General features: G+C 52.6%; 18 protein-coding genes. 12 read left to right on the top strand and 6 right to left on the bottom strand.

Features of this window, described 5'->3' with window-relative positions:
* Positions 1 to 51: 51 nt before the first annotated feature.
* Together CLV83_RS07140 and CLV83_RS07135 are read right to left on the bottom strand one after the other, a co-directional pair.
* Positions 52 to 1,062 carry an ABC transporter permease gene (locus CLV83_RS07140; protein ID WP_207894764.1) on the bottom strand — a complete coding sequence of 337 codons (1,011 nt, stop codon included), beginning with the start codon at positions 1,060 to 1,062 and terminating at the stop codon, positions 52 to 54.
* Complete coding sequence (locus CLV83_RS07135; protein ID WP_132289474.1) at positions 1,059 to 3,536, bottom strand: ATP-binding cassette domain-containing protein; 2,478 nt, start codon at positions 3,534 to 3,536, stop codon at positions 1,059 to 1,061. Before CLV83_RS07135 ends, CLV83_RS07140 begins: the two co-directional genes overlap by 4 nt.
* A 992-nt stretch (positions 3,537 to 4,528) precedes the next feature.
* Between CLV83_RS07135 and CLV83_RS07130 the strand changes: the two genes are divergently transcribed.
* The 9 genes from CLV83_RS07130 to CLV83_RS07090 all read left to right on the top strand — a co-directional run bounded on the left by CLV83_RS07130 (position 4,529) and on the right by CLV83_RS07090 (position 16,273).
* The gene (locus CLV83_RS07130) at positions 4,529 to 5,473 is read left to right on the top strand and encodes an AraC-like ligand-binding domain-containing protein (protein ID WP_132289471.1); all 945 of its coding nucleotides are present in this window, start codon (positions 4,529 to 4,531) and stop codon (positions 5,471 to 5,473) included.
* A gap of 116 nt (positions 5,474 to 5,589) precedes the next feature.
* Positions 5,590 to 6,486: a LysR family transcriptional regulator gene (locus CLV83_RS07125; protein WP_132289468.1), complete on the top strand. Its 897-nt coding sequence runs from the start codon at positions 5,590 to 5,592 to the stop codon at positions 6,484 to 6,486.
* 481 nt (positions 6,487 to 6,967) lie between these two features.
* Complete coding sequence (locus CLV83_RS07120; protein ID WP_243642305.1) at positions 6,968 to 7,954, top strand: TRAP transporter substrate-binding protein; 987 nt, start codon at positions 6,968 to 6,970, stop codon at positions 7,952 to 7,954.
* 127 nt (positions 7,955 to 8,081) lie between these two features.
* Positions 8,082 to 8,603, top strand: a complete 522-nt coding sequence (locus CLV83_RS07115) for a TRAP transporter small permease (RefSeq protein WP_132289462.1) — start codon at positions 8,082 to 8,084, stop codon at positions 8,601 to 8,603.
* Entirely contained in the window at positions 8,593 to 9,894 is a 1,302-nt protein-coding gene (locus CLV83_RS07110) for a TRAP transporter large permease (protein ID WP_132289459.1), read from the top strand. Before CLV83_RS07115 ends, CLV83_RS07110 begins: the two co-directional genes overlap by 11 nt.
* A 428-nt stretch (positions 9,895 to 10,322) precedes the next feature.
* Positions 10,323 to 12,023 carry a GMC family oxidoreductase gene (locus CLV83_RS07105; protein ID WP_132289456.1) on the top strand — a complete coding sequence of 567 codons (1,701 nt, stop codon included), beginning with the start codon at positions 10,323 to 10,325 and terminating at the stop codon, positions 12,021 to 12,023.
* A 120-nt stretch (positions 12,024 to 12,143) separates the two neighbouring features.
* Positions 12,144 to 13,661, top strand: coding sequence for an aldehyde dehydrogenase family protein (locus tag CLV83_RS07100; RefSeq protein WP_132289453.1), 1,518 nt, complete (start codon positions 12,144 to 12,146; stop codon positions 13,659 to 13,661).
* Between the two features lie 240 nt (positions 13,662 to 13,901).
* Positions 13,902 to 15,011, top strand: coding sequence for a substrate-binding domain-containing protein (locus tag CLV83_RS07095; protein ID WP_132289450.1), 1,110 nt, complete (start codon positions 13,902 to 13,904; stop codon positions 15,009 to 15,011).
* A gap of 251 nt (positions 15,012 to 15,262) precedes the next feature.
* On the top strand, positions 15,263 to 16,273 hold the full coding sequence (locus CLV83_RS07090) for an LLM class flavin-dependent oxidoreductase (protein WP_132289448.1): 1,011 nt from the start codon (positions 15,263 to 15,265) through the stop codon (positions 16,271 to 16,273).
* Between the two features lie 130 nt (positions 16,274 to 16,403).
* Here the strand turns inward: CLV83_RS07090 and CLV83_RS07085 are convergent, their stop codons facing one another.
* From CLV83_RS07085 to CLV83_RS07075, 3 genes are all read right to left on the bottom strand, one after another.
* Positions 16,404 to 16,886: a DoxX family protein gene (locus CLV83_RS07085; RefSeq protein WP_165900252.1), complete on the bottom strand. Its 483-nt coding sequence runs from the start codon at positions 16,884 to 16,886 to the stop codon at positions 16,404 to 16,406.
* A 259-nt stretch (positions 16,887 to 17,145) separates the two neighbouring features.
* Positions 17,146 to 17,838 (bottom strand): EthD domain-containing protein, encoded by a 693-nt coding sequence (locus tag CLV83_RS07080; RefSeq protein WP_132289442.1) that lies wholly within the window; start codon positions 17,836 to 17,838, stop codon positions 17,146 to 17,148.
* Positions 17,839 to 17,899: 61 nt separating this feature from the next.
* Entirely contained in the window at positions 17,900 to 19,057 is a 1,158-nt protein-coding gene (locus CLV83_RS07075; protein WP_132289439.1) for an NADH:flavin oxidoreductase/NADH oxidase, read from the bottom strand.
* A gap of 546 nt (positions 19,058 to 19,603) precedes the next feature.
* Here CLV83_RS07075 and CLV83_RS07070 point away from each other — a divergent pair.
* Positions 19,604 to 20,065 carry a MarR family winged helix-turn-helix transcriptional regulator gene (locus CLV83_RS07070; protein WP_132289436.1) on the top strand — a complete coding sequence of 154 codons (462 nt, stop codon included), beginning with the start codon at positions 19,604 to 19,606 and terminating at the stop codon, positions 20,063 to 20,065.
* 126 nt (positions 20,066 to 20,191) lie between these two features.
* Here the strand turns inward: CLV83_RS07070 and CLV83_RS07065 are convergent, their stop codons facing one another.
* The gene (locus tag CLV83_RS07065; protein WP_207894762.1) at positions 20,192 to 21,025 is read right to left on the bottom strand and encodes a sulfite exporter TauE/SafE family protein; all 834 of its coding nucleotides are present in this window, start codon (positions 21,023 to 21,025) and stop codon (positions 20,192 to 20,194) included.
* 466 nt (positions 21,026 to 21,491) lie between these two features.
* On the opposite strand from CLV83_RS07065, the gene CLV83_RS07060 reads away from it, so the two are divergent.
* Both CLV83_RS07060 and CLV83_RS07055 read left to right on the top strand, forming a co-directional pair.
* On the top strand, positions 21,492 to 23,198 hold the full coding sequence (locus CLV83_RS07060; protein ID WP_165900251.1) for an FAD-dependent oxidoreductase: 1,707 nt from the start codon (positions 21,492 to 21,494) through the stop codon (positions 23,196 to 23,198).
* 193 nt (positions 23,199 to 23,391) lie between these two features.
* Positions 23,392 to 24,432 (top strand): TRAP transporter substrate-binding protein, encoded by a 1,041-nt coding sequence (locus CLV83_RS07055; protein WP_207894760.1) that lies wholly within the window; start codon positions 23,392 to 23,394, stop codon positions 24,430 to 24,432.
* The last annotated feature ends 10 nt before the right edge of the window (positions 24,433 to 24,442 follow it).

Here is a 24,442-nt window from a genome sequence, read left to right as displayed (position 1 = left end):
GGATGGTGAATAGAAGCCCCTGATGTTACCCAGGGGCTGGTGTTCTAAAGGCTATTTCCCGCTCATAAGAGAGGGCAGGACCCGGATCGTAACGGCAAGGAGTATTGCCATGGATTGAACGAGCAACTGCATTGCCGGACCTGCGCCGAGTGCCAGTACGAGCTGGGCCAGCTGCGCCATAAACAGCGCTGCGACGCCGCTGGCTACGACGCTCCCTTTACCACCGGTGAAAGGCGTTCCACCGATGACAACGGCTGCTATCGCAGGTAGCAGGTAATCGTTACCTGCGGTATGCGATGCGTTGCCGATATAACCGGCGAGTAAAATGCCCCCCAAAGCGAAGCAGATAGCAGAGAGAACATAGGCGCCGACCTGATAACGCAAGGTCATGATGCCGGTGGCAGTCGCGGTACGGGGGTTTACACCCACGGCTACAAAACGTCTGCCGATAATGGAAAGCTTGGTAATCAGTGCGACGATTACAACAAACATTACGGCCAGCCACAGACTGCTGGGCATGCCCAGGAAGTTTTGTTTAGCAAAAGCCTGGATACTCTCCGGTACAGCGACCGGAGAGTTGCCGGTTATCGCTCTTACGCCGCCTATAAGCAGTGCATTGACAGCCAGGGTCGCAATAAGAGGGGTAATGTTAACGCGTGCGGTTAATAGCCCGTTGATAATACCCACGACGACCGCCATCGCGAGGGTGGCAACAATCGCTACCAGAAATGATCCGGTCGCAAAGCCGACTTCGGCTGCCACTATGCCCGCGAGAGACACCATGCCCGGGACAGACATGTCGAGTCCGCGTTGCTGGATAACCACAGTCATACCGGTGGCGACGATGGCAAGGATGCCGGCAAACGGCAGCATCGCAAGCAGTGCGCCTTTGGTAACGGTACCAGGAGCAACAATAGCGCTGATCGCGAACAGAACCGCCGTTCCGATCCATACCCATGCAAATTCGTTGATCTGTAGCCGGAATCCAGAGGACTTGTTGGTCTGATTATCGACAGAGGCTGAAGCGCTTCCGTCTAACTTGATTGCAGAATTCATAGTCATTTTGCCACCGCCATTTGCCGACTCTTCGAATACAGGGCCACTGAAGCCAGTATCATCCCGCCCAGTAGGTAGGATTGCCACGCATCGGTGACGCCCAGAAAGCTGGTTACTACGTTGACCTGCGTAATCAGCAGAGCTCCCAACAGCGCTCCGATGAAAGAGCCTCGACCGCCGAACAGGCTTGCACCGCCTATGACGACTGCTGCGATGCTTGTCAGGGTGTAGGAAGTACCCGAGTTCGGGTCACCTGAGCCCACCTGAGCCATCATTGGAATCGCAGCCAGACCTGCAAATAAAGAGCAGCCAATGTAGGCGCCTAGGCGCGTCATGCGTGGTTTGATGCCAGCTACCCGGGCAGCTTCAGGGCGTGAGCCCAGGCCCCGGAAAGATAGCCCCCAGCGACTACGGAACAGGCCGAACTCAAGAGCGAAGCCCAAGATGACAGCGGCTGCCAGCGTGAGAGGGACTAAACCTATCGTTGAGTCGAGGGATTCAAGCACGCCGTCCGAGAACAGCCCGCCGGGTATTGGACGAAGCTGCAATGACACGGCCTGCAAGGCCATGAAAGTCACAAGCGTTGCCACCATGGGGTGCATCTTTAACGGGTCGACGAGAATCCAGTTGAGGGTGCCAACGAGAACGACTACCCCGAGCACAATGGTCCAGCCTAAAGCCTGGGTTTCAGGTGGAGCGCCTTCGATAAGGAAGAATGATTGAAGGACTAACACCAGCCCCATCAGTGGCCCGACAGAGAGGTCGATACCGCCAACCAGCATCAAAATCTGCTGGCCAAACGCCACCAGAGCCAAGGTGGCGACCAGTGGGAGAACACCGGCCAGGTTGCGTTCAGTGAAGTAATACTCGTTTACGGAGCCCGTGTAGGCGCCAAGCGCAATGATGGCGATAGCGAGCATGATGATGGGGGCGAGGTCACCGGCGGTCCATTTCCAGAAGCCGGATGTGCTGCTTGAGGTGCGTTCACGCGTCGTGGTCGATGTCAGCACGGCCGCGGTGATCTTGCTTTCAACAACCTCTGGGCCGCTTAGCTCTTTAACCACATGGCCCCGCGAGAAGATCATCACCCTGTCGCAAAGTCCGGCAATCTCCTGCTGATCGGAAGAGACCACTATAACGGCAACGCCGCGGGAGGCGACTTGGCGGAGTGTTTTGTAGATTTCCATGCGGGTGCCGATGTCGACACCTTGAGTCGGCTCATCGACCAGGAGGACTTTCGGATCGCCTGCTAAAACGCTCGCGAGTACCAGCTTCTGCTGGTTACCGCCGGACAGTGATCCAATGGGCGTTTCGACGTTGGGTGTCTTGACTGCAAACTGGTCAACGGCCTGTTGCGCCCTTTGCGTCTCGTTTCGGCGGCTGGTAAGGCCTGCGGCTAGATCCTTAAACAAGCTGCGTAGCGAGAAGTTTTCCCGCACTGACAGCTCTGCCAGAATGCCTTCCTGGTGCCTGTCACCGGGAAGGTATCGGATGCCGCTGGATGTTGCTTTGATCGGGTTGGCATTACTGGCTTTTTTGCCGTTGATTGAGAGGTGGCCCGAACTCGGCAGAATGCCCGCCAATGCACGCATGAACTCCCGTTGGCCATTAGCATCGATGCCGGCGAGGCCAACAATCTCGCCTCTTCTGACATGCATATTTACGTTTGAAAAGCCTGGGCCTCGCAGGTCTTTGACCTCCAGTACTCTGGGTTCGGAGTCGGTGCCGGCGGCCTTGGCCGGAAACTCACGATCCAGTTCTCCGCCGACGATAAGCTCGACGATTCGATGCTCATCCATGGAGGTTGCATCATAGGTTCCCTGGCCCTGGCCGTCCCTCAAAACGGTAAGTCGATCGGCGACCTTTTGTACTTCGCGTATACGATGTGAGATGTAAACCACCGCGCATTCACGCGCTGTTACTTGTTTAATTCGTTGGAATAGGCGCTCGACGTCTTCAGGTAGCAAGTGCTCTGTTGGCTCATCCAGCACCAATACCTTGGGCTCTGCCGCAAGCGCTTTGACGATTTCGACGATAAAGCGCTGTTCAGGATTTAGTGTGTTGACTCGGTCGCCGGGATCAACAGAAACATCCTGGCTCCACCTCCCGAGCAGTTCGCGTGCCCATTGCTTTGTTTGGTTGATGGGAGGGCGACACCTTGGAGGAACGCCAAGATAGAGGTTTTCCGAGACGGTCAGATCGGGCATCAGGGCGGGTTCCTGTCTCACAATCGCGAGGCCCAGGTCTCGGGCGACTTCCGGATCACCTAGAACCCGCTCACCACAAATGGCCACGCTTCCCTCGTCTGCCATCAGGGCACCAGAGGCGACGCCCATAAGTGTGGATTTACCGGCACCATTTTCGCCAACCAGGGCGTGTACTTCACCGGCCCTGACTTCAAACGTTACGTTGTCGAGCGCGCGGACGCCTGGGAATAGCTTCGTCACGCTATCGACTTTCAGCAGTATAGAACTTTGCATATTTGTGCTTCCTAAAACGAATTACAGGTTTTTTGAGTATCTTCTGCGGGTTTTAGGGCGCGAATATCAACGATCTGTTTGTGCTTAAAACAGGGCTAGGATTACCACTGCAAACGAGATTGAAACAAGGTTCTGCTCCCAGCGCCATTGGCGTCCCGGAAACAGAGGAAGCGGGAAATTTCCCGGTTGTGCTGGCTGACTCACGCATGAAACGTGAGAGGGTACTAGGAAGTGTTTTCTTATTATTCATAATTCCTTTCTCCGATAGATGAATATCGATTTTTATTTTTTAGGTCTGCTAAAAGATCAAGGAGAGTGACCGGCTGCTCATAAAGCTTTGGTCGCTGCCTTTATGTTTTTCATCATCCTTAAGAGCTTGATAGATGAGTGTTAAGGGCAGCTGATGAGCCATGAACACCTTAATAATCACGCAACAGAATCTAGCGGCTTACGCAGCTCATCGCTTCGCTGCAGCGGACAAACACTTTTGTCTTCGAGCGCCAATGATTGAATCTGTGCGCCACAGCGAACAGTGTTTGAAGGGGTGGGTTATTAAGTATGTATGCTTCTAGAGAAGCTGGCTGTAAGGCGAGGAATAAACCGAGGACCAGCGGTGATGGGCTCTCCAGCCAGGGTGGGGAGCTAATCGATAGCGTTCGTTATTATATGATGCATTAGAATTTGACAAATTGAAGTGATGGCAATAGGGTTTCGGCAGGGCTCATGCTTGGGTTGAGCAGGTCGTAATGCTGTGCGGCGCGCCACCCCGGCCAAAGAGACAGTGGAAATAAAGCTGTCGAGCTCGCGCCAATACTTTCAGGTTAGTGGATCTGGCTGCGCTAGGCAGAGAGTTTCCGAAGGACCTGAGTGGCTTAAAAGCTGGGCAGCGCCTATGTACCCCAAATTTGGTGCACTTGCTCAGAAGAAAATACAGGTTAGCTCGCGTTAGGATTTATAAAAAAAATAAAAGGGCATAAAGCCCAGGAGTTAGCATGAGTGCTCTATTTGACGTGTATAACGTTAAAGAAGAAGAACGTTACGACTACTGGCATGAACTGATTTTTCGCTATTTCTGCCGGGTTGAAACCCAGCAGTTGAGTGAAAACTTCCTGGATGCATCGCTGGTCTGGAATCAGTTGGGCTGTCTCGGTCTGAGCGAAATCCGCTGTGAAGCTGTCCGGTATGAACGCTCCTCGGGAACTCTCCAATCCGCGCCCAACGAAGATTTTCTTGTGAGTCTTATGCTTGAAGGCGAAGCAAATATGTCTCAGGCCGGAAGGCGCACCAGGCAAAAGCCCGGTGACATTGTCTTCTATGACAGTGCGCGCGGGTTCGTATATGAGTTTACCAAGCCTTACCACGCTATTGTCCTTCGAATACCCCGCCGATCTCTGCTCAGTCGATTCCCTGGCGCAGAAAACCTAACCTCGGTGGCGATGAGCAGCGAGGCTGATATGGGCGCGCTGGTGAGAAGCATGATGCTGAGTGCGGCATCGGTTGATGTTCCAAAGGATAGTTCCGCCGCTTCCAGGGTGGGGGCATCAATCGTCGATGTGCTGTCTGCGGCCATCGAGACCCAGATGGCGGGTCTTGATGTGATGGATGACCGGCATGCCAGTCTCTTGCAGCGGGCAAAAAATTACATTCGGGCGAACATCGACGATCCCGATCTTAATGTAGAAGCCGTAGCTAACGCGGTGGCTGTGTCACCGAGAACGCTGAACCGCCTCTTCGCATCTGAAGGCACGCCGGTGATGCGGTGGTTATGGAAAGAGCGGCTCGAACAGAGTCGCAGTATATTAAGCGAAGGACGTGCGACTCAGGTCACCGAAGTTGCTTTAAATCTTGGGTTTAAGAGTGTTTCTCACTTTAGTAGAACCTTTAAGGATACCTATGGCGTTACTCCGAACATGATCTTGCGGGCGCGAAGTCACTGATGTTGCTGGGCAAGGTGCAAGATTAGAGGCCGGGTGCCCGGGCGGATTGAGCTGCCCGGGTCTAGTACCTTGAACGCATATGCCGCTTTTAATCTCAACGGGAGAGCGTCTTCGTGGTGTCGAACCTGAATGATATAGAGCTGTTCATTAAGGTTGCAGAGTCCGGCAGTTATTCGCGAGCGTGCGATTATTTTGATATCCCCAAGGCAACGTTAAGTCGGCGTATCAAGGCGCTTGAGGAAGCCCTGGGGGTACGTCTTATTAACCGAAATACGCGTAAGTTCAGCCTGACGGAGGCGGGCCGCTTCCTGCATTTGCAATCGAAACCCATGCTGGAAGGGTTAGAGAATATCGAGCGCGCCGTATCGGGCTTTCAGGATATTCCGTCGGGTAATCTTCGTGTCACTATGCCTGTGGAGATCGGCACCCGAATATTGAACGATATTATCTGCCGTTTCTCGCAACGTTATCCTTTGATCTGTCTCGATATCAATCTGAGCAATGACCTGATCGACATTGTTGAGGAAGGGTTCGATGTGGCGATTCGCGGTGGGGCACTTAAGGATTCGAATCTTGTTTCCAAAAAGGTGATGTCGACCAAGCTGCACTTGTGCTGTACGCCGGACTACCTGAAAAAGCACGGTACTCCAGCACACCCCGAGGAATTGATGGGTCACGTACTCATAGTTTATCCCACTCCCTCTGCGCTACCGTTACGGCTAAGTCGCGGCAATGAGAGCGTTGCGCTTCAAGGGCAGGTCAAGCTGAAAACGAATAGCCTGGATCTGGTACTCAAGGCTTCACTGAGTGACCTGGGTATAGGTCTACTGCCTTCCTCGGTAGTCTCTGAAGATGTGAAGGCGGGGCGATTAGTTACCCTTTTCGAGGATTGGAAGGCCTTTGATATAGGTCTATACGCGCTGTACCCGGATCGACAAAAGCCGAAAAAAGTCGACCTTTTCCTGAATTTTATAACGCAGGAGTTGGCCGAGGTTCAGAAGAGTTTTATTTGAAATGCTGAATGCACAGCGGCCAGAGGCTAGAGGTCTGTGGCTGCTGCACCCGCCCGATAACACTATTCCATTTTTGAAATAGTCTTTTTCTCGCCTGATGTTGAAGGGGAAAGCTTATTTAACGAGGATGATCCGTAATTAGCTATCAAAAATACTAACTATAAAGATACATACGGGCATGAGTAGTGGTGCATCCTTTCAGCAAACCTGTCTCGATAATGATTCTGTGTTTGTCGCCCCCGACAATTGGCTTATTTCTCGTCTTTTTATCTCACTGCCATTCTTATGGCAGTTCTTAAGCTCGTATCGACCACCATTTTATGATCGCTCTTCAGGCTTGGAGCCGCTTGATACTGCGTTGAAAAATTTATCGATTACGGGGTGGTTTTCTGCTGCCCGTCGCTTTGTTCTCCAATAACTAAAACTAGAAACCCGGGAAACCATAATGAACAGTGTGAAAAAGTCTTGTCTAGTATCTGCTGTGAGTGTCTCTCTGTGCGCATCGGTTAGTGCTAATGCGCAGACGACGCTCAAGGTCAGTCACTTCTTGCCGCCCAGTCACTTTATCCATGACACCTTCATCGAGCCCTGGACTAAAGAGGTTGAGGAGTGTGCCGGTGGAGAGGTGAAGTTCCAGATATTTCCTGGCGGATCGGCGTTTGGCAATGTGGCTAAACAGCTGGACCAGGTGAAGGCCGGGGTGGTCGATATTGCACACGGTTTGTCGGGTGTGCCGCGGGGACGCCTGCCGCGCACCAATATAATTGATATGCCGTTTCTGGTGAAAAGTAGCGATTCGGCCACACGCGCATTATGGGATCTGTACCAGCAGGGTTATATCGCCGATGACTTCAAGGGGCTTAAAGTGTTGGCGCTGCATGCCCATAACGCGGGTCTGATTCATACCCGTGACAAGCGTATCGATGATCTGAGCCAGCTTCAGGGCTTGAGGATCCGATTTCCGAGTGTGACCACTAAGTCGATGCTGGAGTCTTACGGGGCCTCCGCCATTGGAATGCCGCCTACCCAGGTCTATGAAAACCTGTCTAAGGGTGCGATCGATGGAACGGTCTTCCCCTGGGATGCCGTAGGTGCCTTCAAGCTGGATGAGGTGTTGAAGTATCACCTCGATGCCAAGGCTTATACCACCTCTTTTTTCTATGTGATGAACGAGCGTAAATACAACATGCTGCCTGAAAAGGTTCGCGGTTGTATCGATACCTACAGTGGTCAGGCGTTGATCGACCAGCTGGGCGGTTGGTGGAACGACGCCGATAAACCGGGGTACGAAGCGGCAGTGGAGCGAGGTAACGAGATCATCGATGTGTCCGATGAACAACGTCAACGCTGGCGCGAACAGCTTGAACCTGTGGTGAACTCCACCCTTGAGAGTCTGAAAGCGGATGGCGTGGAAGATCCTCAGGGACTTTATGATGCAGCGCAAAAGGCTGTCGCCAACTACGAGTAGGCCTGGGCTGTCGGAGCCTTCTTTTTAGGCCTCCTCGTAACCCTGCTTTTATCAGCGCCGGGCGCGATCCGGGGTATCAGGGCTTCTGGCGCTCTGGTCGCGCTCTCGTTCATAGGTTTCTGAATCGATGTTACGTTCTTTTGATAATCTTCTAGCCTGGGTAGCTACCGCACTTACCCTGTCGGGTATGCTGGCTCTTCTGGGTGCGGTTCTGCTCACGGTGACGGATATACTGCTACGCCTCTTCGCCGGTTACTCAATCTCTGGCGTTGTCGACCTGACACAGCTTGCGGTGATGTTTGCCGCTTTCTTTTCTATTCCCTACGCCTTTAAACAGGGAAGTCACGTCTTTGTATCCTTGCTAAGCGACCAATTTGGTCCCGTAGGCCGGCAGCTGATCGAAGTTGCTGGGCTAGTGTTGGCGGCAATCTTTGTGGGCTTGATCGACTGGTTTTCCTGGCAGCAGGCGATGCTGGAGCTGAGCTACGGAGATGTATCACAGACGTTGGGCATACCTAAACTTTATTACTGGATACCGCTGCTGGCGGGGATGGGGCTTTCTACACTGCTTTGTATGTCCAGGTTAATGGTCTGTCTGGCAGCTCTTTGCAGTTCAAATTTGCGGCAGGGAGTTGAACATGGCACCTGAGATTATTGGGGTTATCGGTTTTGTATCACTGTTATTGTTGATCGCGTTCAGGGTGCCGGTGGCGATAGCGATGGGGATAGTGGGCTTAGTCGGCGGCTATATCATCAATGGCCCCGACAGTATCGGTTTTGTTTTGGGTGCGACGCCATTTGAAACGGTGTTTCCCTACGGACTATCGGTGGTGCCACTATTTATTTTGATGGGCGCTTTCGCAACGCATGCAGGTCTCTCCGGAAGTTTGTATAAGGCCATCTATACCTGGATTGGACACTTTCGTGGAGGGCTGGCGATAGCAACGGTGGGGGCCTGTGGTGCCTTTGGTGCTATCTGTGGGTCGAGTTTGGCCACCGCTGCGACGATGACCAAAGTGTCGATGCCCGAGATGAGGAAACGCGGGTACGACGAGGGTCTGGCCAGTGCCTCAATCGCCGCGGGGGGAACTCTGGGCGTACTGATCCCGCCGAGCATCATTATTATCATCTATGCCATTCTGACCGAGGCCTCGATAGGCAAACTGTTCGCAGCGGCACTGCTGCCGGGGTGCCTGGCGGTCATCCTCTATATGCTCGCAATCTCGATTCGCACATGGCTAAACCCGGCGCTGGGCCCACGAGGCGAGCGTCGCAGCTGGGGAGAGCGTATCGCTGCACTGGTGAGCATCTGGCATATCGTTGTGCTGTTTGTGCTGGTGATTGGAGGCATCTATGTTGGCTGGTTTTCGCCAACGGAAGCCGCATCTGTCGGGGTCTTCGGCGCCTTTTTCCTGGCGCTTACCGTGGGCAGGATAGGGCTGGGTACTTTCCTTGGCTGTCTTAAGGAGACCGCTGCGACGTCGGGGATGATCTTTTTGATTCTCATCGGTACCGCGGTGTTCAACTTCTTCATCGAAACCACCATGCTGCCGACCCTGTTGGCAGACTGGATTGTCTCGTCCTCACTCAGTCCCATGGCAATCCTGCTATGCATACTGCTGTTCTACGTGATTCTGGGCTGTTTTATGGATTCGCTCAGCATGATTTTGTTGACACTTCCTGTGCTGTTTCCAGTGGTGCAGGCCCTGAATTTCGATGTGATCTGGTTTGGCATCGTGGTGCTTTCGGTCGTCGAGATTGGTTTGATCACCCCTCCGGTGGGTATGAATCTCTTTGTCATTATGGCGGCCTATCCCGAGATTAGACTGAAGTCTCTCTACCTCGGTGTCATACCCTTTTTGTTGGCGGATGTTGTGCGTGTAACGCTGCTGATACTGTTCCCTGCGCTGACACTTTGGTTACCCTCATTGATCGTCTGATCTGCCTATACAGATAAGCCTTCCCACCTGCTCCTGTAAGCGGGCGGCATGAGAAATACGTTACTCAGATCTCTCTTGCTGTTGCCGTCCGCTTCTCCCGTTGTTATCTGCTTGATGCCGCGGCCGAGGCCTGTTTCGCGCCTATTAACATACCTGATTCTACTGTCACCAGCCCTTATGAGGCGGCATATGTCTGGCGCCTACAATCAAGGAAAAATGGCGCTGGAAGGCGAGCCGTAAAACTTGTGCTGCGTATACTGAATTTCATTGCAAGTTTTAGTATGTGCCTTACGCAAAAAATCTTGTGATAGAGCTTTTAAGCGGTCGCGGATAAAAGATCGTCTTTTAAGTTCAGTTAATGGCACGTCAGCCAACCAAATGTGCGTTAGTAAAAGTACATGAGTATCAAATAATTATAAGGAGTTATCATGACTGACTACATTATCATCGGGGCTGGGTCAGCAGGTAGCGTGCTTGCTAATCGCTTATCAGAAGATCCAAGTATTAATGTGACATTGATCGAGGCGGGTGGCTGGGATAAAAGCCCATTTATCCATATGCCGGCAGGGTATTTTAGACTCATGCAAACCGGTCAGCTGGATTGGGGTTATCACACGGTACCTCAGCGCCATGTTAATAACCGTTCAATGTTTATTCCGCGAGCGAAATCGATCGGTGGCTGTACCACCGTTAATGGCATGATCTATACCCGCGGAGACCAGACTGATTACGATAACTGGGCTGCGATGGGTAATAGGGGATGGAGCTATGATGAGGTTCTCCCTTATTTTCGCAAAGCGGAAACCTGGGCTGGCGGTGCAACACCAGTGCATGGTGGGCACGGGCCGCTAAAAACAAGCCGTTTTGGCATTAAAAACCCGGTTGCAAAGGCGTTCATTGAAGCGGGTGTTCAGATGGGCTTCCCCTATAATGATGACCTGAATGGTGGCCGTCAGGAAGGTTTGGGTCCCTGTGACAGCACCGTCGCTGACGGTATCCGCTCCAGTGTTTCTCGCTGCTATATCTCGAATATCAAAAATCGAAACAACCTTAATGTCATCACCAAGGCGCTCGTGTCGCGCATCTTGATCGAAAACGGCCGGGCGGTTGGTGTTGAATATATCCAGGGGAATTCTACCAAAAAGATAATGGCCTCCAAGGAGGTTATCCTGTCTGGCGGTACGTTTAATTCCCCACATGTGCTGCAGATGTCTGGCATCGGTGACCCGAGGCATTTACAACAGATTGGCGTCAAGGTTGAGCATGATCTGCCGGGTGTTGGTCAGAACCTTCAGGATCACACCGGGTGCGGTCTCAAGATTCGCCTCACCAAACCTCTGTCGATGTTGAAATACCTCTCCCCCTGGCAGACGGCCCTTGCCGGTGCCGAGTATCTCCTCAATAAGACCGGTCCCTGCTCCTATCATGGCGTTGAGGCCTGTGCGTTCCTCAGTACGCGGGAGGGCTTGGTTGCACCAAATATCCAGTGGCACATGAACATGGTTATGTATGAAGACCATGGCCGCAAGATCATCTGGGAAGAGGGGGTCATGCCTTACTTCAACCTCTCCCGTCCGGCGAGTCGCGGCACGGTTCTGGCGAGCTCTGCTGATCCTACCGCGCTACCCGAGATCGACCCGAATTTCTTCTCAGAACACGACGACCTGGTTCAGATGCGCGAGGCCCTGCGCCTGTCCCGTGAAATCGTCGCTCAATCCGCCTTTGATGATTTCAGGGGAGAAGAGTACGGACCCGGCAAACAGGCGCAGTCCGATGCCGAAATTGACGAATATATCCGGCAGAAGTGTGAAAGCGTTTATCACCCGGTCGGTACCTGCAAGATGGGTTCTGACGAGATGGCGGTGGTTGATGACCAGCTGCGTGTCCATGGCATTGAAGGGCTGCGCGTTATCGATGCGTCCGTCATGCCGACGCTCCCCAGCGGTAATACCAATGCTCCGACAATCATGATTGCAGAGAAGGCGAGCGATCTCATTCTCGGAAAAACGATGGATACCAGTCGGGATGCAATGATGAATCCGCCCACCCGAGGCGCCGTCGCCGAAGCTCAGCGTCAGACTGCTATGGCTGCATTCCTGCGTGAGCGGGAAACGCATACCGTTTCTTAAACAGGCCGCAATTAGCGTTGAGGTTTGCGCCTTGTTGGTTCTTACGGTGGGTCATCAGGCCGGTCTCAATGTTCACAGTACCTGGATACGCCCCTAAAAACTGAATGCGAAGAGTGTGATATGAACCAGATATTTACTTTTGACAATCCGCTGGCTGGTATTTCTGATGTAGCGAAGCAGTTTCTTGCACGTAAACACAGCCTTTTTATCAACGGTAAATGGGAAGCGCCGGTTAACGGCGGCACCCGGAATGTAGAAGATCCGGCAACCGGACAGATTATCTCCACCATGGCAGAGGGTGATGCGGCCGATATCGACATCGCTGTCCGCTCGGCGCGCAAAGCGTTTGAAGACAGCGAGTGGAGCCGGATGTCCACCAACGACCGGGCCAAGATCGTTTGGAGAATCGGTGAACTGATCGATGAGAACGCGCAGGAACTGGCAGAGCTGGAAACGCTGGACGAGGGCTCTCCGTTCGGTATCTGTAAGAACTTCTACGTCAAGTTGGCGGCGGACCATTTCCGCTACTACGCCGGTTGGGCGAATAAACTGACCGGTAGTACCGTGCCAACCAATATGGCGGGCCAGTGGCACAGCTATACGCTTCGCGAGCCTGTTGGCGTGGTCGGCCAGATTATTCCCTGGAACGTGCCTCTGCTGATGGCGGCCTGGAAGGTGTCTCCTGCGCTGGCCGCGGGCTGCACCATCGTCTTGAAACCGGCGGAAGATACTCCGCTGACGGCGCTGCGCTTTGCCGAGATCTGTCGTGAAGCCGGGTTGCCGGATGGCGTGCTTAACGTTGTTACCGGTGCAGGAGCCGCAGGTCAGGCTCTGGTTGATCATCCGGATGTCGATAAGATTGCATTCACCGGCAGTACCGAGACGGGTAAAGCGATCGTACGAGCCGCGGCCTCAAACCTGAAGCGTGTAAGTCTGGAGCTGGGTGGTAAGAGCCCGGTCATCGTCTTCCCAGATGCGGATCTGGAAAAAGCCATTCCGGGTGTTGCCCAAGCCGTAATGTTCAACAGCGGTCAGGCCTGTACTGCCGGATCACGTCTCTATATCCATGAGGATATCTATGACGAGGTGGTCGCCGGTGTTGCTGAATATACCTCTTCACTGAAGCTTGGCCACGGCCTTGATCCGAACACCAACATGGGGCCTTTGATTTCGGCGCGTCAGCACGCCCGTGTCAGCAGCCTGCTGCAGTCTGGTATCGATGAAGGCGCGAAGGTGATGCAGGGCGATGTGGAGATGCCGGGTAGCGAAGGTTACTTTATCCGTCCGACCGTGCTGGCCGATGTTAACTCCAGCATGAAGGTTTATCACGAAGAGATCTTCGGCCCTGTTATCTGCGCCATGAAGTTTGACTCCGGTGATATGAAGGGGCTCGTTCAGGAGGCCAATAACTCGTCATACGGTCTGGCTGCCAGTATCTGGACCCGTGACCTGAGTATCGCTCACCAGATGGCCGCCAAGGTGCGTGCAGGCGTCGTTTGGGTAAACAACCACAACCAGACCGATGCGGCATTGCCGTTCGGTGGCTACAAGCAATCTGGCTGGGGTCGCGAGATGGGTCTCGCCGGTCTCGAGCAGTACACCGAAAACAAATCGGTCGGTGTTTACCTGGGCGAGTAAATATCTCCCCAATATAGGCCGTGGTGGTCATCATGTCGTCGGGGTAAACCGCGGCGCTTGATGCCCACTGCTTATTTCCGGCTCCTGCGGCACCAATCCATCCAAATGAGGAATAAAAGACGATCAAGGACTGAGTTCCTGGTGATTGATGCTGCGTCCATGCAGCGCTGAAGCTCTGTTTTGAGCTCCCAAAGGCTGACCTAAATAACGATAAAAAAGACACTTTTGGAGATACACAACATGACCCATCCCAAGAAAAAGCTGTTCTCGCGTATAAACCGAAGCCTGGTGGCCGCTGTGCCGATGGTTGCGACGGTGTATGCCGGCACGGTGATGGCCAATCAGACACCGGCAAATATGCAGGACGGGGCCGACATCACAGCGATGTGCGGTACTAAACCGATGAAAGTGGGTCTTTCGGACGGTTATGGTGGTAATACCTGGCGTCGTATAGCACTTGCCGAGCTAGAGGATGAGCTAAGCAAATGCCCTAACGTTGAAAAGATCATGTATACCAACGCCAACGGAAACCAGCAGAAAGCAAAATCTGATATCAATAGCATGGTCGCGCAAGGTGTTGATCTGCTGCTCGTTTTTCCTGACTTCGGGGCGGCTCAGTTGCCGGCCATGCGTTCCGCGACGAAGTACGATGTGACCGTTGTACCCTACCTGGCCAAAATAGGGGGCAAGCCCGGTAAGGATTACAGCGCAAACGTCTATGAAGACACCTATCAGATGGCACAGGTCTGGGCTGACTGGTACGGCAAAAACCTTAAAACCGGTAATGTCGTCATGCTCGGTGGCAGTGCTGGGGCGAGCTCCTCACAGAATTTCTTTGATGGCTTCAGAGATGGTTTGGCCAAATATCCGGGTCTCAACCTCATCGAAGACAACTACATCGTTACAAACTGGAACCCGGTGGATGCACAAAAGGCGGTCAGCGGGTTGATCGCGAAATATCCGGATATCGATGGCATCGCTACTGACTTCGGCGTGACCGCTACCTCGGTCGTGAAGGCCTACGAACAGGCTGGACTGGAGGTGCCGGCATTGGCGACCAATGCAAGTAATAACGAGCTTAACTGCAAATATCTCGATAAAAAGGCAAAGGGAGAGGGGTTCTCCTATTTCTCGCTTGACGGTACGACCTCAACAGTGCGCTTTGCTGCGCGTCGTGCGGTTGCCAATTTTCAGGGAACGGAAAATTCAGAACCTCTAAGCGTGATGCCATTTGTTTACGCGGATAGTGCTGCTGGCATCGATCCTAAATGCAGCAAAGATGCCCCTCTGGATGCGGACCTGTCATCCAGCCTTCCGCCTGAAAAGCTTAATGAAATCTTCGTGAAATAATTCCAGGCGATCAGATAAGGCGATATTTATAAAATATTGCCTTATCTTCCAAACCCTAATTCTCATGCTGGTCAGATCTACTTATGGCCATCTGCAGATGAATATAAAACATCCTGCCCAGTCAGAAATTCTCTCCTTATTTCACCCTAAAAGTTCTGCTAACGCCTGTAACCGGAGTCGTAGTTACGATGCCAGGAGGCGTGCAGTAACGATATGAACTCTTCCTTGCAAAGATTGAACAGGATCTCGATATGACGAAACAGAAGCATATAAACCTCAGCATTCTCGATCTGGCACCGGTCACTGAAGGAAGCACGCCGGCGGAATCCTTGGCTCGGTCGGTGGAGCTTGCACAGTTGGCTGAGGCTCTGGGATACACCCGATACTGGGTTGCGGAACATCACAACATAGTGGATGTTGCCTGTGCCGCCACAGGTATCGTTATCAGCCATATTGCCGCACATACACAGAAAATCCGGGTTGGTTCCGGTGGTATCATGCTGCCTAATCACGCGCCGTACATGGTGGCAGAACAGTTCGGTACGCTGGCGGCTCTGCACCCGGACAGGATTGACCTGGGAGTGGGGCGTGCTCCCGGCAGTGACTATGCCACCGCTCGAGCACTGCGGCGTGAGAGCTCTACTCGCGAAGATGAGTTTCCGAGAATGCTCGATGAGCTGCGCCATTTCCTCGCGCCCAGCACACCGAATCAATCCGTAACCGCAATTCCCGGCGCCGGTGCCGATCTGCAACTCTGGCTGCTGGGTTCAAGCCTTTATGGCGCCAGATTAGCGGCTTATCTGGGGCTTCCTTTCGTGTTTGCAGCACACTTTGCACCGGCCCATATGCAGGAAGCATTGGATACCTATCGACAGGCTTTCAGGCCTTCAGAGCAGCTGCGGTCGCCTTATGTGGTCGTGTGTGTCAATGCAGTGGTGGCCGAGACACAGGGGGAGGCTGACAAGCTGGCGACAACCGAGTATCAGAAGTTCCTGGGTTTGATCCGTGGCAACCGCTTCCCTCTGCCTGCTCCTGTAAAATCGATGGATAGGTTTTGGGCCGACCATGAAAAAGCACAGGTTCAACATATGCTGGGTGAATCGATTCACGCTGATCCCATAACAGCAGAAAAGCGTCTAAGGGATTTGATTGACCGAACAGGCGCAGATGAAGTGATGGTCAATTCCTGGATATATGACCACAAAGCCAGGCTGGACTCATACAGGTTTCTCTATAATGCCATAAGAGAAGTTAACAAATGATAGTTGGCTGATTTTAAATAAAAAAAACATTGAACGAGATTAATATCTCGTTCAATGCAAAGGCGGGGCGTATGAAATCAGTTTACGATAAAGAATTTAAACGATATTTAATGTATTTTCTAGTTTTTATTTACACGGAAGCTAATTGATTTTTTATGCCGCTCTTGCGGTTTTCTCTACGATTTAAAAATATGAAAAGTGACAAGGTTAATAGTGCAAGATTCAATGGGACCACGCTTGGCTCCCCGATAGTGAGGTGGTAACAGATCGCTACTATTTGCTTCGAAGCGCAGCCCAGTGCGGCAACTGCCAAGAGCCTAGGGAGCTTGTGAAGTACAAAGCTATGAAGGAAAAACCTATGTAAAACAAAGCTGTTAAGCACGAAGGGCAAGAGAATTCCCAGGCCGCCAGCGATATCAACAATGCCCAGCGAACGTGTGAACCATACCGGATGACTGTCTGCCCAGGGGAGTATCCGGGCCATTTCGGCAACGGGCATTAGCAGTTCAATAATACCTATAGCAAGAAAGATAAAGGAAACAAGGCCGACTGCTAGCCACAGAGACATTTTGTATATATTGCTTTGAATATGCTTCTTCCAATGAGCTGACATTTTTATCTCCTGATAAACTAAGGTTTTTTTAATATCCATTTAATGATTATGGATATTAAATTTCTATTACCAGGAGTGCTCTACTCGGAACGCCAACTTTATTTGCTTGTGCTGGCCAGCCCAGAGGATGGAAATTAAGCACGCTGCATGACTCAGCCGAATAGCTGATACGTAATACCTGATACCCGCGTTACAGAAGCTAAAAAGGGGAGGGCTGACTAGCCGTCCCCCCGTTGCCATAAACTTGTTTATGGCTTGCTTAAATAATGTTGTCTGTTTCGACAAAGAACGGCGTGATTTCGTCAAGAAACTCCAGTGCGTGTTGCTGAGTGCGCGTCACGATATCACTGGCATAGAGCTTTGCGGCTTCTTCTTTATTCCGGAACCAGAACTCGACAATCCCATCGAACGGCACATCGTCATAATCTGCGCTGTCGGTGCGGGAGTTGTAATAGCGGTCAATGACAAGATTCTGTGTATAGCCCAGTACATTGGGCCACTGGGATACCCACTCAGCGTGTTTGACGAGCCATTCATGGCGGAATTCTTCGGGGGAGATTCCCGGCAGCCGCTTCAGCAGCGTCATACGCTTGATGTAGGGCTGGTCGCCGAGGTTAAGTGGAACGACCGTATGCTTTTCACAAATCGCTAATCGAAGATCATCCAGAAACGCATTTTCATCGGATACGGCATTTGCAAAAGCGCTGGAGTCGATTGCGTGTTTCATCGCTTCCAGACTGTCGAACTGTAGCTCCGAGAAGCCATCGAGATCCCAGCCACCGCGTGTATGGTCAATGCCGAAATGCTCTTTATCGGTTACTCGATGCTGGTCGTACTGTTTTAACCCGGGGAATTGAGCCGCCAGAGGTCCATGCGATTTTTTCCAGTGTTCGTTGAACGTGGTTGAGGTCATACCGGCTTTGCGTTTCAGTAGCCCAAAGCGACTTATCATTTTTATTCTCCTGTTTGGATAGACAGTGGGGGATTTGTCTGCGGCAGCCAGGCAGCAGACTTCAGTTGGCTTTGTCGCCAACAAAACGGCGCAACAGCGGCTGACGTTTATCAAGCCAGGCGCCATGACGTTCGGGCCAGGCATCAAACTCGTCTGTATCGCTCAGTGTTCGATAGGCTTCGGCTGGCCAGTAGGGGTTACGCAATGCGGCTCGTCCCACGGCAACTAGATCCGCTTGGCCCGTGGAAATGATGTCATTGGCGTGTTCTGCGCTGACGATCAGTCCAACGGCTTGAGTCGCAATAGCTGCCTGCTCTCGTATTTCTGCTGCGAAGGGCACCTGAAACCCGATGCCGCGGGGGACGTTACTGCGCTTTACCTCTTCAGCTAGCCCCCCGGACGAGCAGTCGATCACATCGATACCGATCGCTTTTAACTCCCGGGCGAGGATGACCGAGTCGTTAAGGTCCCAGCCTCCCTCGACGCCATCAATGCAGGAGAGGCGCACAAAGAGTGGTTTGTCAGAAGGCCAGGCCGCCCTTGTAGCCTGTGCAATTTCAAGCGCGTAGCGCATGCGGTTTTCAAGCGTTCCACCGTATTCATCCTGACGGTGGTTGGCATGAGGCGATAGAAAACTGGCGATGAGATAGCCGTGTCCATAGTGCAATTCGATTGCATCCATACCTGCAGCGTCTGCGCGTAACGCGGCGTCAACAAACTGTTGGCGAATCTCTGACATCTCATCAACGCTAAGCGTGTCGGGGGTGCTCCACTCACTACTCGCCGCAATGGCGCTGGGGCCGACCCGGCGCCACTTGATGTCGTATTGATTGATCTCTTCAGGGGACAGGGCGTGGCCACCCTCCCACAAAGGTGCGGAAAACGCTTTGCGTCCAGCATGCGCCAGTTGCACCCCCATCAGGGCGCCATTGTTATGGGCGAAGTCGGCTAACTTGCGCAGCCCCTCAATATGGTCATCACTCCAGATACCGAGATCCGCGATACCGACTCTGGAGTCGGAAGCGATCGCTGTGCTTTCGGTCCAGACCAGCGCCGCGCCGCCGAGAATGAATTTGCCATAGTGAACCAGGTGCCAGTCCTGAACCTGTCCGTCTATTGCGGCATGCTGGCACATCGGCGAGATAACCATGCGATTTTTAAGTGTCAGGCCGCGCAGAGTGAAGGGTTGAAGTAACGTACTTGCTGGCTGGTCGCTCATGAATGGATTCCTGCAGTTTTCTTCACGGGGCATCTTATAGGTTTGTTTTTTGCCGTCGCTTCTTGGCGCCGCCCCGAGCGCGTTATGCACCTCGATGCTTGAAGCGTATATGATAATAGCGAATAGATTAAAGAATATATAACGCGCATTTCAAGTCTAATCGTGAAAGAAGGCACGCTTCAGCTAGGCGGCACGCCGTCGAACTATCCAAAGACTTTCCTTTAAGAGGTTGTTTTTCATGGGTAAATCAGTTGGCCAGGTGGTGGCTTTCCGCTGTGCTGCATGGCCAGAGATTTCTAACCTGGCGCAAAGCCGCTCCAGCAGGAATTGCTTGAAATACTAGCGTTTGAAGTAACAGGGATTGCGCCAGTTGAGATCGCCGGCGCCCAGAAAGGCTTGTGTTAGTATCGCGCTTGGCGGCAACATCAGTGATCGGCCAAGCCTCAAAGCCAGGGCTCTGGCAACCTTGTCAGCATGTTGTCCTTTGGCCGTATCAATCAAAAGCTTTTTGAGTAAGGGGCGGGAAAAGTCCTGCCGTACTATGGAATGAATGATCCGAACATTATCAATAAACTCGAGCTTCTGGATTTTTTCCCTTACCGCTTGTCTATTCTCGAGCAGAGAGTCAGTCAGTCAGTAGCGAAGCCCTATAAGGACCTGTACAGCCTGTCGAGAAACGACTGGCGTGCGATGGCAACGCTGGCACTGTTGCAACCGATAACAGCAACCGATATAGCCAGCTTTACGAAGCTGGAAAAAATGCAGGTCAGCCGTGCTGTTCAGCGTTTGAGGGCTGCAGACTTGCTGGTTGCCATGCCAGATCCAGAGGATAAACGCGCCATTTATTACCGGCTGTCGGCCAAGGGGATCGAGGTTTACAACGATATTGTGCCGAAGGTGATGGATAAGGAGCGTGACATACTCTCTTGTCTCACACCTGCCGAACAGTCGACGCTCAAGAACCTGCTCGACAAGGTTGACGTGCATCTCGCGAATCAGGATCGCTGAAGTGGCGAAAAGGGGAAGTATCTTTCCCCGTTGCCTGAGGCATCAAGCGGCTTTTCATATACTGCTCCCGGTTGGCGGAGCTTTATCGCACCCCTGTGGCGCCCCGGCTTGTGTGCTTATCCAATGCTAAACCGCCTGAACGAGGAGCTTGATCGACACCAGTAGCAGACCAGCCTGAATCAACCTGGAAAACCAGACATCGGCGAGGCGTCTAATCAAAAAGGCGCCGAAAAAGGTGCCCGCCAGTGCGGTCGGGATCAGCCAAAGCGCCAGGGTTAGATCTTCAGCGCTATAGGGCCTCAGGTTGGCGTAAGGAATAACCTTTGCCAGATTGATAGCTGCAAACACCACGGCGGTAGTGCCAACAAAAGTCAGTTTCTCCAGACGCTGAGGGATAACGTAGATCTGGTACGGCGGCGATCCGGCATGAGAGATAAAACTGGTAAACCCCGCCAAACTTCCCCACAACATACCTCTGCCCAGCGTAGGTTGCTTCGGTCTTGTCAGGTAAACCTTGCCGAACCAGGTATGACAACAGAAGGCGATCCCCAGTACGCCAATCAGTATCGAAACCACCTTGTCAGAGATTACTGAAGCCGTGGCCCAGCCGACTGCTACGCCCATTAATCCGGCAGGGATCAGAATTTTCAGATTGGGCTTGGAAAATGAGCGTCGGTAAAGCCATACGCTGACCATATCGGTCAGTATAAAAATGGGCAGGAGAATGGCGGCTCCCTTGATTGGGGATACCGCCAGTGAAATAACGGGAACGGCGAGCATGCCGATCGTTGGCACGCCTCCCTTTGCCATCCCGACGCACATGGCCGCCAGGCATGCGATCAGAAAGGGGGGGCTGCCTAAGTTCTGCAAGATCTCACTGCTTGTTGTCAGTTGCATCTCTGATCCTTCATTTTTCCGGTGATCATTTAGCCCTCCGCCTGCAATCGGCCCCTGGTCCACGGGGCCGCTCCAATGTTCAAACTGCGTATGTTTCCGGTCACTGCGCCGGGTCAGGTCGTCAATTAAACACCCTCAGAAAATCATCAAAGCCGCGGCCAGGCGCGGCGTCGAATCTTTCGAGTGCCCGCTTTAGCGCCTGTTTCAGTGGGCTCGGTATCACCAGTCATCGTGTCGCCAGGACCGGGTCGCCGTTGCCTGGAGCCGACAATTCGAGCCGAGAAAACCCGCCGAATCTTTGCCCTCGCATCTGCAGCCGAGAGAAATTATCGCTTGCAAAGTTCGTTAATGGCAAATACATTCGCAATTAACGAACGCGTTGCATATGGTTAATGCGTTTAGTAAATGCTGTTATCTCTACCCAATCAGGGCATCAGCTTGCGAGCGACTTGAGGGGCGTTGATAGGGATAAAAGTCGAAAGAAGTGTGCAACAGCTCAGCACACTGTCTTGATTCCAGGAGTAGTCAGGTGAAAACAATAAAATACGAATGTGATGTGTTGGTCGTGGGTTCTGGCGCTGGTGGTCTGTCAGCCGCCGTATCGGCAGCCCATAAAGGATTGAAGGTTCTCGTGGTCGAAAAGGAACCGGTGTTTGGCGGCACTACCGCCAGATCAGGTGGCTGGATGTGGATTCCCGGAAATGCACCGGGTCAGCGAGACGGAGTAAACGACTCTGCTGATGCCGCCAGGACCTATCTGAAGCATGAAACGGGTGCTTTTTTCGACGAATCGCGAATCAATGCCTTTTTGGACGCCGGTCCAAAAGCCGTCGACTTTTTCGAGAAAAACACCAGTCTGCAATTTGATCTTGGCCCGACTTTTTCCGACTACCATCCACTGGTCGAGGGTGGGATGCCGGGGGGGCGCTCCATTGTGGCTAAACCCTTTGACGGCCGTGATCTCGGTAAGGAAATAAAACGCCTGCGTCCGCCGCTGAGGGAAATCACTGTTCTGGGGATGATGATCGGATCAGGCAAGGAACTGCTGCACTTCTTTAATGCGACAAGATCCGTTATATCCGCCAGTTATGTTGGGTTTCTGTTCGCCAAGTTCATGCGCGACGTAACCTTCCATGGCCGCGCCATGCGACTGATGAACGGTAATGCGTTGATCGGAAGACTGGCAAAGTCCTGCTTTGAAAAAAATGTACCTATCTGGACGCGTTCTCCCGTCGCGAAGCTGATTCGGGCAGAGAGTGGTGAGGTCCAGGGCGCGCTTGTGGATACGACGAAAGGGCGTGTTGAGGTCGTTGCTCGCAGAGGTGTTGTTCTGGCCTGTGGCGGTTTCCCGCAAGACGCAGTACGCAGGAAAAAGCTCTTCAGGCATGCGCCGACTGGCCATGAGCACGCCTCTCCTGCGCCTATGGGCAACACCGGTGACGGTCTGCGTTTGGGCGAGTCGGTTGGTGCTACTGTCAAGGAAGATCTGCCTCATCCGGCAGCGTGGGTGCCTATCTCCCGCCCTGTCTGGGCTGACGGAACAACCGGAACATTCCCGCACTTTGTGGATCGCTCAAAGCCGGGAATCATCGCGGTCACCCGTTCGGGTCGTCGCTTCGTCAACGAGTCGAACTCTTACCACGACTTCTGCCAGGCGATGTACGACCGCTGTACGGAAGAGGAGGGCGAAATCTGTGCTTACTTCATCGCTGACCATAAAACCTTCCGCCGTTACGGCCTCGGCTTCGCCAAGCCGGCGCCCATGCCTTATCGCAGTCAGTTGAAAACCGGCTACCTGATGCGCGGGAAAACACTGCGTGAACTGGCCGAGCAGATCGGTGCAGATCCGACTCAGCTTGAAGCAACCGTCGCTGAATTTAATAAGCATGCAGTTAACGGTGAAGATCCTGAATTCGGCAAGGGTACCACCGCTTATAACCGTTCCCTGGGTGATCCCGATCACAAGCCGAACCCCTGCGTGGCACCGATACGTAAAGGCCCTTACTACGCCGTTAAGCTGGTCATCGGTGATTTGGGTACGTTTGCCGGTTTGCGCTGCAACGAAAATTCGCAGGTTCTGGATAGCGAAGGTAGTCCAATAAAAGGGCTATACGCATCGGGGAATGATGCCGCAAGCATTATGGGCGGTAATTACCCCGGCGGCGGAATCACCCTGGGGCCGGCGCTCACCTTTGGCTATATCGCTGCTAACCATATGGCAGGAGTTACACCCTAGTCAGCTGATTCGAGCACTGAGGATTAACTTAACCTCAGTGCTCGATATTAAATCAAATTTATAGATCATCGTTTCTATCTGAATGAATTTTTGGATGTGTGGTTTGAGATTTTAATCAGTTGTGACGGATCCCATGTTTTTAAATGGATCTATCGTTTCAGAGTTACTGATAAAAATTATAAAAGGTAAGAAAATGAATAAGAATTCTATGCTGGGTGCCGCTTTTGCTGGAGCAATTGCAGTATCGACTGCAACGGGTGCGAGTGCTCAAAGCTACGATTTACAGAGTACTTTTGGTTTGCATGTTCCCTCGATCGGCAAGAGCCCCGTCCACTGGGCTGAGCGCGTCTCAGAATCGACCGGCGGAAACATCGAGATCAATGTTCACGGCGCAGGTGATTTCGTGCCGCCTTTTGAGGTGTTCGAAGCCGTTAGTATCGGTGCTATTCCTATGGGATTTGACTGGATGGGGTATTGGTCTGAAAAGATACCCGTCGCTAACCTAATTGGATCTATGCCTTTTGGCCCGACACCGGATATTGCGCTTGCCTGGATGTTCCAGGGCGGTGGTCTGGAGATTATCCAGAAGGCCTATGATCCCTATAACGTTAAAGTACTGCCGTGTCATCTCGTAGTACCTGAAGCGGGTGGCTGGTTTAATAAAGAGATAAATACTGTTGATGACTTTAAAGGTCTCAACATGCGTATTGCTGGTTTAGGTGGTAAGGCGCTCGCTAAGCTTGGAGCGAATACGCAACTTGTTCCGGCCGGTGAAGTGTATGTTTCACTGGAAACAGGTCGTATCGATGCCACGGAGTTTTCGGCCCCTCAGCTGGATGTGGGTTTCGGCTTTCAAAAAATCGTAAAAAATTATTACTTCCCTGGATGGCATCAGCCCTCTAGCTGGGACACTGTCATCATTAACATGGATGTCTGGAACGGATTTTCCGAGGCTGACCAGCAGGCAATGGAAAACTCCTGCAAAGCCAACATCATGGATAACCTGGCAGACCAGGTCCAGTCTCAGGCCGCAGCGCTCGATACTATTCGTGCTGCCGGTGTCACCGTCCGCAGGTTCCCCGACGATGTCCTCAAAGCGATTAAACAGGCTTCGGTAGAGGTCCTTGAAGACGAGTCCAGGAAAGACCCAATTTTCGCTGAAGCTTATCAGTCGCTCACTGACTACATGGAATCTGTCGGCCACTGGGAAACGTTACAAAGAATGCCCAACTGACCGTTGGAAA

The organism is Marinobacterium mangrovicola (genome assembly GCF_004339595.1).
In the GTDB taxonomy this organism is placed as follows: Bacteria; Pseudomonadota; Gammaproteobacteria; order Pseudomonadales; family Balneatricaceae; genus Marinobacterium_D; species Marinobacterium_D mangrovicola.
This window is presented reverse-complemented; position numbering and strand designations above follow the sequence as displayed.